We start from the raw sequence: 10,972 nt of genomic DNA, 5'->3' as shown, positions 1-10,972 counted from the left end.
CCCGCCCGCGGCGTCCGGTCGTGCAGACTTGCACGAGGAAGGCTGCGCCGACCTGCTGAGGGTCACGGACGATTGGGGTTGCTTGTGTACCGGGTTTTCGAGGCGCTCGACGAACTTGTCGCGATTGTCGAAGAGGCACGCGGCGTACCGATGACCGCCGGCTGCGTGGTTCCCCGCGGCGACGTCCTCGAACTGCTGGACGACGTGCGCGATGCGATTCCCGGTGAACTCGACGACGCCCAGGACGTCCTGGACCACAAGGACAAACTGGTGGGGGACGCCCGCGCCAACGCGGAGAAGACCGTCTCCAGCGCCAACGTCGAAGCGAACTCCACCATCGAGAACGCCCGCGACGACGCCGACCGCATCCTGGCGGATGCGAAGGCGCAGGCCGACCGGATGGTCGCCGAGGCCCGCGCGCACGCCGAGCAGTTGGTCGCCGACGCGCGTGCCGAGGCCGAGTCCTCCGTCGCCGAAGGCCAGCGCGAGTACGACACGCTCACGGGTCGGGCGCGGTCCGAGGCCGATCGCATGATCGAGTCGGGCAAGGCGTCCTACGAGAGGTCCGTCGCGGAGGGCACGGCCGAGCAGGCGAGGCTCGTCTCGCAGACGGAGGTCGTCCAGGCCGCCCACGCCGAGTCGGCCCGGGTGATCGACTCCGCGCACGCCGAATCGGATCGTCTCCGCTCGGACTGCGACCTGTACGTCGACACGAAGCTCGCGGAGTTCGAGGACTTCCTCAACGGCACGGTCCGGTCCGTGGGGCGGGGGCGTCAGCAGTTGCGGACGGGTTCGGGTGTTCCCGACTACGCATCCGACTACGACGTCGACGACCGCCGCGCCGAGCGTCGACGCTGAGCGGCGGAACCCTCGATCGAATTTGGCTCCACCGCGCTCATTGCGTATCGTGGAGTGGTTGCCCTTTGTCGTTTTCCTTTTCTCGAAAGTGAAGCCTGTTGTCATCCCATCGCCACAGCTCATCGCGTTCCCGTCGGGACGCGGACTTCGTGCTGGACACGGTCAAACTCGGCCGTCGTCCCGGTTCGATGCGCACCGTGGACCGGGTGGTGACGGCGCCACAGCGCATCGGTCTCGACCTGATCGCCATCGAGGAAGGATCGGAGATCGATCTGGATCTCCGGTTGGAGGCCGTATCCGAGGGGGTCCTGGTCACCGGTTCCTTGCGAGCCGACACCGTCGGGGAGTGCTCGAGATGTCTCGAGCCGTTCTCCGGCACGGTGGACCTGACCCTCACGGAACTGTTCGCGTACCCGGACAGCACCACGGAAGAGACCACGGAGGAGGGGGAGGTCTATCACGTCGTCGACGACGAGATCGACCTCGAACCCGTCGTGATCGACGCCGTCGGCCTTGCACTGCCATTGCAGCCGCTCTGCAGTGACGACTGCCAAGGATTGTGCCCAGAATGTGGCGTTCGCCTGGCGATTGCCGAATCTGGCCACGGGCATGACATACTTGATCCTCGCTGGGCTGGTCTTGCAGCCAAATTTGGCGTGGATTCGGAACCCAGCAAGAATCTTGTGAACAACGAAGCCGAGGAGAAGTAGAAGTGGCTGTCCCCAAGCGCAGAATGTCGCGATCCAACACGAGGTCGCGTCGCAGCCAGTGGAAGACCACTGTGCCTACCCTCGTCACCTGCCCCAACCGTGGCTGCGGCGAGAAGACGCTGCCCCACGTCGCGTGCCCGTCGTGTGGCACATACAAGGGCCGCCAGGTCACTGCCGCCGTCTAATTCTCCACGGAGAGGCGTTGTGACGAGCGACATCAGTAATACACCCGCCGGCGGCGAGGAGGATCACGCATCCCTCCTCGCCGCCCTCGGCGTAGAAATCGAGCCTTCACTGCTCACCCTGGCGCTGACGCACCGCTCGTATGCGTACGAGAACGGTGGTCTGCCCACCAACGAGCGTCTCGAGTTTCTCGGTGACTCCGTACTCGGAGTCACCGTCACGGAGAAGCTCTACCTCGCGCACCCCGATAAATCCGAGGGCGACCTCGCGAAGATCCGGGCGAGCATCGTGAACATGCACGCGCTCGCGGAAGTGGCGCGCAGCCTCGGTGAGGGCGGTCTCGGTGCCCATCTCCTACTCGGGAAGGGCGAGGAGATGACCGGCGGCCGCGACAAGCCGAGCATCCTGGCCGACGGCATGGAGTCGATTCTCGGCGCCATCCACCTCGAGCACGGAATCGAGACGGCGCGACGCGTCGTACTCGATCTCTTCAGCGACCTCCTCCAGCGAGCCCCCCGCCTCGGCGCGGGCCTGGACTGGAAGACGAGCCTGCAGGAGCTGACCGCGGAGCGTGGCGTCGGAGTTCCGGCGTACGAGATCACCGCGACGGGTCCGGATCACGACAAGGAGTTCACCGCCACCGTGATCGTCGGCGGCAAGCCCCTCGGCGTCGGTATCGGCCGCTCCAAGAAAGAGGCCGAGCAGAAGGCCGCGAGCACGGCGTGGAACGCGTTGTCCGACGCGGGCCCCGACGTAGCGACCGACGACGTCAGTGCCTGAACTACCCGAAGTCGAGGTGGTCCGGCGCGGACTCGAACGCCACATCGTGGGGGCGTCGATCGATTCCGTGGACATCCTGCACCCGCGGGCGATCCGGCGTCACCTGCCCGGCGCGGCCGACCTCGCCGGACAGCTCACCGGCGAACGTATTGCAGGCGCCGACCGCCGCGGAAAGTATCTGTGGCTGGTCCTCGAACCCAGCACGGTCGCACTCGTGGTCCATCTGGGTATGAGTGGTCAAATGCTCGTGCAGCCACCGGAATTGCCGACCGAGAAGCATCTGCGCATCCGGGCCCGGCTCGATTCCGGTCTCGACCTCCGGTTCGTGGACCAACGGACGTTCGGAGGCTGGGCGCTCGCGCCCCTCGTCGAGGTCGACGGCTCACTCGTGCCGGACTCGGTGGCGCACATCGCCCGCGACCCACTGGATCCGCGTTTCGACCTCGCGGCCACCGTGAAGGTGGTGCGCGGCAAGCACACCGAGATCAAACGTGTGCTGCTGGACCAGACCGTCGTCTCCGGCATCGGCAACATCTACGCGGACGAGGCGTTGTGGCGCGCGCAGATCCACGGAAATCGGCTCACCGACAGGCTGACCGGTCCCCGGATTCGTGCTGTGCTCACCGCCGCCCAGCAGGTCATGCGCGAGGCACTCACCCAGGGCGGCACGTCCTTCGACGCGTTATACGTGAACGTCAACGGCGAGTCGGGCTACTTCGACCGCTCCCTGTCCGCCTACGGTCAGGAGGATCGCCCGTGCCCTCGCTGCGGCACCGCGATCCGGCGGGAGAAGTTCATGAACCGCTCGTCGTTCAGTTGCCCGAAGTGCCAGCCGGCGCCACGGAGAAGCCCGGCGCGATGACCTGGGTGAGTTCGGCGGGCGCGGGTTCCTCGACGACCTGTCCGTCGGAGTCGTGGCGCGGCGTCGCCTTGGCGTCGAAGTAGTCGCCGCCCTTGCGTTTCACGTCGTCGGTTCCCCATTCGCGGTGGCGGGGAACCGGTGCCATCCTCGGAATGTGCTTGCGGCAGTGGATGTATGCCTCCTCCACGTCCACCACCACCCAGCGTTCGGGGATCCGCCCGCCGGAGTGGTCCATCGGCAGGTCCGCGATCTCGGAGCGAAGGACCTCGTCGTCGACGATCCGGGCCGAACCGTTCACGTGCAGTCCGATGAGGTCCTGCACGAAGTCCACGAGAATGATTCCGACGTGCGGGTTTTCCAGGATGTTGCCGAGGCTCGCCATGACGCCGTTGCCACGGTACTCCGGGTACGCGAGGGTTTTCGAGTCGATGACGTGCATGAATCCCGGTGTCCCGGCACGCAGGCTGTTGTCGCACTCGCCGGACGCGTCGGCGGTGGCGATGAACGCGATCTCCTGGCGTCCGACGAACTCGATCATCGTCGGATTGAGATGGTCCAGCATCTGATCCGAGTAGAACTTGGCGGCCCGATCCCCGGTGCCGTACTCGGATTGGAGTCGGCGTTCTCCCGCACTACCGATCTGGCCCATCTGCATTCCCCGCTACGTCTCGGCGTCATTGGTCGGTTCACCCTACGGCCCACCGGTTCCCACTGCCGAGAATCGGCGTTCACAAATCAGTGGAAACCGCTGCCGCCCACCCGCCTACCTGGCGTTGTGCCCGTCGGTGGCAGGATTGAGCGCATGGCAGAACAGACTTCCGACACGACGGCGCCCACCTCACTGTGGGTCGAGCGAACGGGCACCCGGCTGTACACCGGCCGCAGCTCCCGCGGCGCCGAGGTCCTGATCGGCTCCGAGGGCGTGGAGGGCGTGTTCACTCCCGGGGAACTCCTGAAGATCGCGCTCGCCGCGTGCAGCGGAATGAGCTCGGACTTCCCGCTGTCGCGGCGCCTGGGCGACAACTACGAGGCCACCATCCGGGTGTCCGGCGCCGCCGACCGGGAGAACGAGGTGTACCCGCAGCTCGACGAGGTGCTCGAGCTCGATCTCAGCGAACTCGACGCCGACGCGCAGGAGCGTCTGGTCACGCTCGTGGAACGGTCGGTCGACAAGGTGTGCACGGTCGGGCGGACACTGAAGGCCGGGACGAAAGTGACGTTGACCGTCGAGAAGGAACAATGATGCGGCGTGAGCTCGCCGCACTCGCGGGCGGGTCTGCCCTCTGCGCCGGTCTGCTCGTGGTCGCGCCTGCTGCGGCCGGGCCCGCGTTCTCGCCCCCCGGCGGCGCCTGCACCCCGTGGTCGGTGTCGGAGGTGACGTCCGGCGCGGGCGTACTCGAGAACCTGGCCTTCGACGGCGCGGGCACCATGCTGGTGTCGCGGACGGGCCTGGTGGGCGGCGGAGCCCTGGACGGCGTCAGCCCCGACGGCACCGTCACCCCGATCGTGCCCGAGGTCGAGTCGCCGGGCGGGATCGCCGTGGACGGCGCCGACGCGTACTTCGCCACGGGGAATTCCTTCGCCTCCGGGGTCACGGGTTCGACGACCGGCACCGTCGACGTCGTGAACATCGACACCGGTGACACCAGCACCGTGGCCGAGGGGCTCGTCATGCCGAACGGGCTCGTCCGGCTGAGCAACGGCGACATCCTCACCGCGCGGAATCTCGGCTCCGGCGCCGGACTGACCCGCGTCCCGGCCGAGGATCCCCACACACCGGAGGTCGTGCGCACCGATCTGGGAACGGTCGACGGACTCGCCGTGCACGACGGCAACGTGTACACGGTCACGACGTTCGACACCACGACCACGCTGCGCATCCTCCGCGAGGACGACCTGCGCGGTCCCGTCGTGTCCGTCGAGTTGCCCGGCTCCGGGCCACTCAACGCGGCCGACGACCTCACCGTCGGACCGGACGGGATCGTGTACGTCGCGTACAACGGCGGCGGCAAGGTGGTCCGCGTCGATCCGGCGACGGGGGAGAGCTGCGCGCTGGCGTCCGGACTGCCCCTCGTGTCCTCGGTGCGCTTCGGCGCCGGACCGGGCTGGGACCCGGACGCGCTCTACGCCACCAGCTTCACGGGGAAGATCTACAAGCTCGAACGGTCGTGACGGACATGGAGAGAATGACCGCATGGGTGCACGGGTACGTGCAGGGCGTCGGATTCCGGTGGTGGACCCGCGCCCGCGCACTCGAGCTCGGCCTCGTCGGATACGCGGCCAACCAGAAGGACGGGCGGGTACTCGTCATCGCCGAGGGACCCCGGGACAAGCTGGACACCCTGCTGACGCTGTTGCGGTCGGGAGACACGCCGGGCGCGGTGGATCTCGTCGTGGAGCAATGGGATTCCCCCCGCGGCGACCTCACCGGGTTCGTCGAACGGTGAACCGAAGGTAAAGTTCTCCGTCATGCATCTGAAGAGTCTGACGCTGAAGGGATTCAAATCCTTTGCGTCCGCAACGACTCTGCGATTCGAGCCGGGAATCACCTGTGTCGTAGGGCCGAACGGGTCGGGTAAGTCCAACGTCGTCGACGCCCTCACCTGGGTCATGGGTGAGCAGGGGGCGAAGGCGCTGCGCGGTGGCAAGATGGAAGACGTCATCTTCGCCGGCACCGCCGGGCGGGCGCCCCTCGGGCGCGCCGAGGTGACGCTGACCATCGACAACTCCGACGGCGCCCTGCCGATCGACTACTCCGAGGTATCGATCACCCGGCGCATGTTCCGTGACGGCGCCGGCGAATACGAGATCAACGGCAGCTCGTGCCGGCTGATGGACGTGCAGGAACTGCTCAGCGACTCCGGTATCGGCCGGGAGATGCACGTGATCGTCGGGCAGGGCCGCCTCGCCGCCATCCTCGAATCGCGCCCGGAAGACCGGCGCGCGTTCATCGAGGAGGCCGCCGGGGTGCTCAAGCACCGCAAACGCAAGGAAAAAGCGGTCCGCAAACTCGACGCGATGCAGGCCAACCTGGCGCGCCTGAACGACCTCACGGCGGAACTGCGGCGCCAGCTCAAACCACTCGGGCGGCAGGCCGAGGTGGCGCGCCGCGCGCAGACCGTGCAGGCCGACCTGCGCGATGCGAAGCTGCGGCTCGCGGCCGACGACCTGGTGACGCGGCGTGAGGAGCTGGCCGACCAGGCGCAGGACGAGAAGGTCGCCCGCGAACAGCACGACCAGGTCACCGAGGCGCTCGACGAGGCCAATCTCGAGTTGGGACGGCACGAGCAGGAACTGTCGAGGCTCACACCGGGTGCCGAAGCGGCCGCGCAGACGTGGTTCCAGCTGTCGGCGCTCGCGGAGCGCGTCAACGCGACCATCCGCATCGCCCGCGAGCGGGCGCGCCACCTCGACTCCGAGCCGTCCGCGAACCGCGGTCAGGATCCGGACGAGATGGAGACCCGCGCCGACCGGATCGCCGCGGAGGAAATGGAACTCGTCGAAGCCGTCGAAATGGCCCGCGCGGCGCTGGACGCGGCCAAGGAGCAACTGGCGCTGGGGGAGGAGACCGCTGCCGACGCGGAACGGGCCCACATGGCGGCGGTGCGGGCGATCGCCGACCGCCGGGAAGGCCTGGCCCGGCTGTCCGGGCAGGTCGACACGCTGCGCACCCGCGCCGACTCCGTCGACGCCGAAGTGTCCCGGCTGACCGTCGCGATCGACGAGGCCCGGCAGCGCGGCGACGCCGCGCAGTCCGAGTTCGAGGTCGTCCAGGACGAGATCGGCGACCTCGACGCCGGTGAACTCGGGCTCGACTCCCACCACGAGCGTGCCGTCGAGGCGCTGCGTCTGATCACCGAACGCGTCACCGAACTCCAGGCCGAAGAACGCGCCGCCGGGCAGGAAGTGGCGTCGCTGCGCGCCCGGATCGACGCGCTGTCGATGGGCCTCGAACGCAAGGACGGCGCCGGCTGGCTCGTCGAGAACCGGGGCGAGCACGGAATCCGGGGACCGATCGGTGGCCTCATCACCGTCGAGAAGGGGTACGAGGGTGCCGTCGCGGCAGCGATGGGCCCCGCCGCGGACGCCGTCGTCGCCGAATCCCTCGATGCCGCCCGCGGCGCGGTCGGTGCGCTGAAGGAGACGGACAGCGGTCGGGCGTCCCTGGTCATCGGCACCGATCAGGCCGTGTCGAACGGCGGGCACCTGGATTCCGGTGCCCGGTGGGCCGTCGACGTCATCGACTGCCCCGCCGAACTGCGGACCGGGCTCGCGGCTCTTCTGGGCGGAGTGGTCGTGGTCGACTCCCTCGACGACGCCGTCGCACACGTCCGGCGCAGACCCGACGTGCGTGCCGTCACCCGCGACGGTGATCTCCTCGGGGCGGGCTGGATGAGCGGCGGCTCGGACCGCCAGCCGAGCACCCTCGAGGTCCAGGCCGCCATCGACAACTCGGTGCAGGACCTCGCCCGCGCCGAACGTCGCGCCGAGGAATTGTCCGCGGCACTGTCCGGTGCCGTCGCGGAACAGGCCGACCGCCAGGAGAACGCCGAGCAGGCACTGGCCGCGCTGAACGAGTCCGACGCCGCGATGTCGGCCATCTACGAACGCCTCGGCCGCCTCGGCCAGGCCGCCCGCGCCGCGCACGCCGAATCCGATCGACTCATGGCGCAGCGGGACAAGGCCGAGAGCGGTCGCGAGGACACGCTCACCGCGCTGGCCGAACTCGAGGAACGGTTGCGGATGGCGGAACAGGACGCCTCGCCCGCCGGCGCCGACACGGGTGGTTCCGATTCGACGAGCATCGATCGCGAGATGGCGGCCGCGGCCCTGGCGGAAGTGCGGGCCGTGGAGGTCGAGGCGCGGCTGTCCGTGCGCACGGCCGAGGAACGGGCCGAGTCCGTGCGCGGCAAGGCCGATTCGCTGCGCCGCGCCGCCCAGGTGGAACGCGACGCGCGTGCCCGCGCGGAACGCGCGATGAAGGCCCGGCAGAACGCCGCCGCCGTCGCAGCGGCGGTCGCCGAGTCAGGACAGCGGGTCGCCGAGCACCTCGGAGAGGTCGTCGACTCGGCGATGGCACACCGGGACGAACTCGCCCGGGCCCGCACCGAGCGGACGACCCAACTCGAACAGGTGAAGGAGAGGGTGCGTCAGCTGGCCGGACAGCTGGCGTCGCTCACCGACGCTGTGCACCGCGACGAGGTGGCCCGCGCCCAGGCCGCACTGCGCATCGAACAACTCGAGGAGGCGATCCTCGACCAGCACGGGATCGGCCTGGACGATCTGATCGCCGAATACGGTCCCGATGTCGCGCTGCCGCCGTCCGCACTCGAGATGGAGGAGTACGAGCAGGCGAAGGAGCGCGGCGAACAGGTCACGATGCCCGCACCGGTTCCGTACGACCGAACCACGCAGGAACGTCGCGCCAAACGTGCCGAGAAGGACCTGGCGACGCTCGGGAAGGTCAACCCGCTGGCGCTCGAGGAGTTCGCCGCGCTCGAGGAGCGCTACAACTTCCTCTCGACACAGCTCGAGGACGTGAAGACCGCCCGCAAGGACCTCCTCGGTGTCGTCGCCGACGTCGATGCCCGCATTCTGCAGGTGTTCACCGAGGCCTATGCGGACGTCGAACGCGAATTCGTCCAGGTCTTCGCGAAACTGTTCCCCGGCGGCGAGGGCAGGCTGGTGCTCACCGACCCGTCCGACATGCTGACGACCGGCATCGAGGTGGAGGCCCGGCCGCCCGGCAAGAAGGTCAAGCGGCTGTCGTTGCTCTCCGGCGGTGAGAAATCGCTCACGGCCGTGGCGATGCTCGTGGCGATCTTCCGCGCCAGGCCGTCTCCCTTCTATGTGATGGACGAGGTGGAAGCCGCGCTGGACGACACCAACCTGCGTCGCCTCATCGGATTGTTCGAGCAGCTGCGGGAGAAGTCCCAGCTGATCGTCATCACCCACCAGAAGCCGACGATGGAGGTGGCCGACGCGCTGTACGGCGTCAGTATGCGCGGCGACGGCATCACCACCGTCATCTCCCAGCGGCTCCGTGGCCAGGACATGGTGGCCGCAGACGCCTGATTCCGGCACCGACGGGGACCCTGCGCCCGGCGAGGCAGTGCGCGACGGAATCCGGAGCCTGAAACAATGGGCGGCGTGACTACCGGAGCTTGGATTGCCATCGCGGCCGCACTGGCCGTACTTCTCGTCGTTCTCGTCGTCGGGTCCCTGCTGTATCGGCGTCGCCGGATCTCCCTCAAGGCGCCGGACACCCCGCAGGTCACCACGGCGGAGAAGGACCGTTCGGGCAGTTACCGCGCCGACGGCGGCTTCAACTTCAGCCAAGGGTCGACGGCGACGGCGCCGCCCCGCGAGGTGGTGCCGGAGCCGGTGCTGCCCGAACCGGTGCCGGAACCCACGATCACCCCCGAACCGGAGGTCGTGGCGCCTCCGGAGCCGGAGAAGGCCCCCGCACCGGAGAAGGCACCCGAAAAGGAACCCCAGAAGCCGACTGCCCCGCCGGAGCCGGTCACGTACGAACCGGTGGTCTCCCCGGAGGTCGAACCGGAACCCGAGGTCGCGCCCACGCCCGAGCCCGAACCGGCTCCCGCGGCACCCGCGCTCGACGTCATCGCTCCCACCGAAGGCCGCCTCGACCGTCTGCGTGGGCGTCTGTCCCGTTCGCAGTCCGCGGTGGGCAAGAGCCTCCTGGGACTGCTCGGCGGCGGTGACCTCGACGAGGACTCCTGGGAAGAGGTGGAGGACACGCTCCTCATCGCCGACCTCGGCTCGGCGACCACCACGAAGATCGTCACTTCGCTGCGTGAGCAGATGGCGTCGCGCAGCGTTCGCACCGAGGCCGACGCTCGCGCACTGCTTCGCGAGGTCCTGGTCTCCGAACTCCGTCCGGAACTCGACCGCTCCATCCGCGCCCTTCCACACGACGACCACCCGGCGGTCCTGCTCGTCGTCGGCGTGAACGGCACCGGCAAGACCACCACCACGGGCAAGCTCGCACGTGTTCTCGTGGCCGACGGCAGGCGCGTCCTGCTGGGCGCCGCCGACACGTTCCGTGCGGCCGCCGCGGACCAGTTGCAGACGTGGGCCGAACGGGTCGGCGCCGAAGTGGTGCGCGGGAAGGAAGCCGCGGATCCGGCGGCCGTCGCGTTCGACGCGGTGGCCAAGGGGATCGACAACGGCGTCGATGTCGTGTTGATCGACACCGCGGGCAGGCTGCACACCAAGACGGGCCTGATGGACGAGCTCGGCAAGGTCAAGCGGGTCATCGAGAAGAAGGCGTCGGTCGACGACGTCCTCCTGGTCCTCGACGCGACCATCGGCCAGAACGGCCTGGCGCAGGCGCGGGTGTTCGCCGAGGTCGTCGACATCACCGGTGTCGTGCTCACCAAGCTCGACGGCACCGCCAAGGGCGGCATCGTGTTCCAGGTTCAGCACGAACTCGGGGTCCCGGTGAAGCTCGTCGGACTCGGTGAGGGTGCCGACGATCTGGCGCCGTTCGAGCCGGGAGCCTTCGTCGACGCGTTGCTCGGTTAGCGGGGATCCCGCGGTCTTCTCGGGGTCCCGG

General features: G+C 68.6%; 11 protein-coding genes. 10 read left to right on the top strand and 1 reads right to left on the bottom strand.

Features of this window, described 5'->3' with window-relative positions; translation table 11 throughout:
• Nucleotides 1-84 precede the first annotated feature (84 nt).
• The 5 genes from CJ179_RS04515 to mutM all read left to right on the top strand — a co-directional run bounded on the left by CJ179_RS04515 (nt 85) and on the right by mutM (nt 3,393).
• On the top strand, nt 85-858 hold the full coding sequence (locus CJ179_RS04515) for a DivIVA domain-containing protein (RefSeq protein WP_095860778.1): 774 nt from the start codon (nt 85-87) through the stop codon (nt 856-858).
• A 149-nt stretch (nt 859-1,007) separates the two neighbouring features.
• A complete protein-coding gene (locus tag CJ179_RS04510) occupies nt 1,008-1,568 on the top strand; it encodes a DUF177 domain-containing protein (RefSeq protein ID WP_072937777.1) in 561 nt (186 codons plus the stop codon).
• A gap of 2 nt (nt 1,569-1,570) precedes the next feature.
• Complete coding sequence (rpmF, locus tag CJ179_RS04505; RefSeq protein ID WP_005240446.1) at nt 1,571-1,753, top strand: 50S ribosomal protein L32; 183 nt, start codon at nt 1,571-1,573, stop codon at nt 1,751-1,753.
• Between the two features lie 19 nt (nt 1,754-1,772).
• Nucleotides 1,773-2,531: a ribonuclease III gene (gene rnc, locus CJ179_RS04500; protein WP_072937778.1), complete on the top strand. Its 759-nt coding sequence runs from the start codon at nt 1,773-1,775 to the stop codon at nt 2,529-2,531.
• Nucleotides 2,524-3,393: a bifunctional DNA-formamidopyrimidine glycosylase/DNA-(apurinic or apyrimidinic site) lyase gene (gene mutM / locus CJ179_RS04495; protein ID WP_072937779.1), complete on the top strand. Its 870-nt coding sequence runs from the start codon at nt 2,524-2,526 to the stop codon at nt 3,391-3,393. Before rnc ends, mutM begins: the two co-directional genes overlap by 8 nt.
• Here mutM and CJ179_RS04490 read toward each other — a convergent pair.
• Nucleotides 3,344-4,048 carry a pyridoxamine 5'-phosphate oxidase family protein gene (locus CJ179_RS04490; RefSeq protein WP_095860777.1) on the bottom strand — a complete coding sequence of 235 codons (705 nt, stop codon included), beginning with the start codon at nt 4,046-4,048 and terminating at the stop codon, nt 3,344-3,346. The two genes, mutM and CJ179_RS04490, sit on opposite strands and share 50 nt — an antisense overlap.
• Nucleotides 4,049-4,195: 147 nt before the next feature.
• Here CJ179_RS04490 and CJ179_RS04485 point away from each other — a divergent pair, with 147 nt between their 5' ends.
• The 5 genes from CJ179_RS04485 to ftsY all read left to right on the top strand — a co-directional run bounded on the left by CJ179_RS04485 (nt 4,196) and on the right by ftsY (nt 10,941).
• A complete protein-coding gene (locus CJ179_RS04485) occupies nt 4,196-4,636 on the top strand; it encodes an OsmC family protein (protein ID WP_072937781.1) in 441 nt (146 codons plus the stop codon).
• Complete coding sequence (locus CJ179_RS04480; RefSeq protein WP_083395557.1) at nt 4,636-5,565, top strand: hypothetical protein; 930 nt, start codon at nt 4,636-4,638, stop codon at nt 5,563-5,565. Before CJ179_RS04485 ends, CJ179_RS04480 begins: the two co-directional genes overlap by 1 nt.
• Nucleotides 5,566-5,570: 5 nt before the next feature.
• Nucleotides 5,571-5,840: an acylphosphatase gene (locus tag CJ179_RS04475; protein ID WP_255314957.1), complete on the top strand. Its 270-nt coding sequence runs from the start codon at nt 5,571-5,573 to the stop codon at nt 5,838-5,840.
• A 22-nt stretch (nt 5,841-5,862) separates the two neighbouring features.
• Entirely contained in the window at nt 5,863-9,468 is a 3,606-nt protein-coding gene (gene smc / locus CJ179_RS04470; protein WP_095860776.1) for a chromosome segregation protein SMC, read from the top strand.
• 66 nt (nt 9,469-9,534) lie between these two features.
• The gene (gene ftsY, locus CJ179_RS04465) at nt 9,535-10,941 is read left to right on the top strand and encodes a signal recognition particle-docking protein FtsY (RefSeq protein ID WP_174705453.1); all 1,407 of its coding nucleotides are present in this window, start codon (nt 9,535-9,537) and stop codon (nt 10,939-10,941) included.
• The last annotated feature ends 31 nt before the right edge of the window (nt 10,942-10,972 follow it).

Source organism: Rhodococcus sp. ACS1, assembly GCF_002300155.1.
GTDB classification, from domain to species: Bacteria; Actinomycetota; Actinomycetes; order Mycobacteriales; family Mycobacteriaceae; genus Rhodococcus_F; species Rhodococcus_F koreensis.
Note: the sequence above shows the minus strand (reverse complement) of the source record. Positions and strands in the feature narration are given on the sequence as shown.

Coding starts and splice junctions, on each gene's coding strand:
- CJ179_RS04485 (WP_072937781.1), top strand. CDS start 4,196: ATGGCAGAACAGACTTCCGACACGACGGCGCCCACCTCACTGTGGGTC.
- CJ179_RS04475 (WP_255314957.1), top strand. CDS start 5,571: ATGGAGAGAATGACCGCATGGGTGCACGGGTACGTGCAGGGCGTCGGA.
- ftsY (WP_174705453.1), top strand. CDS start 9,535: ATGGGCGGCGTGACTACCGGAGCTTGGATTGCCATCGCGGCCGCACTG.
- smc (WP_095860776.1), top strand. CDS start 5,863: ATGCATCTGAAGAGTCTGACGCTGAAGGGATTCAAATCCTTTGCGTCC.
- CJ179_RS04480 (WP_083395557.1), top strand. CDS start 4,636: ATGCGGCGTGAGCTCGCCGCACTCGCGGGCGGGTCTGCCCTCTGCGCC.
- CJ179_RS04490 (WP_095860777.1), bottom strand. CDS start 4,048: ATGCAGATGGGCCAGATCGGTAGTGCGGGAGAACGCCGACTCCAATCC.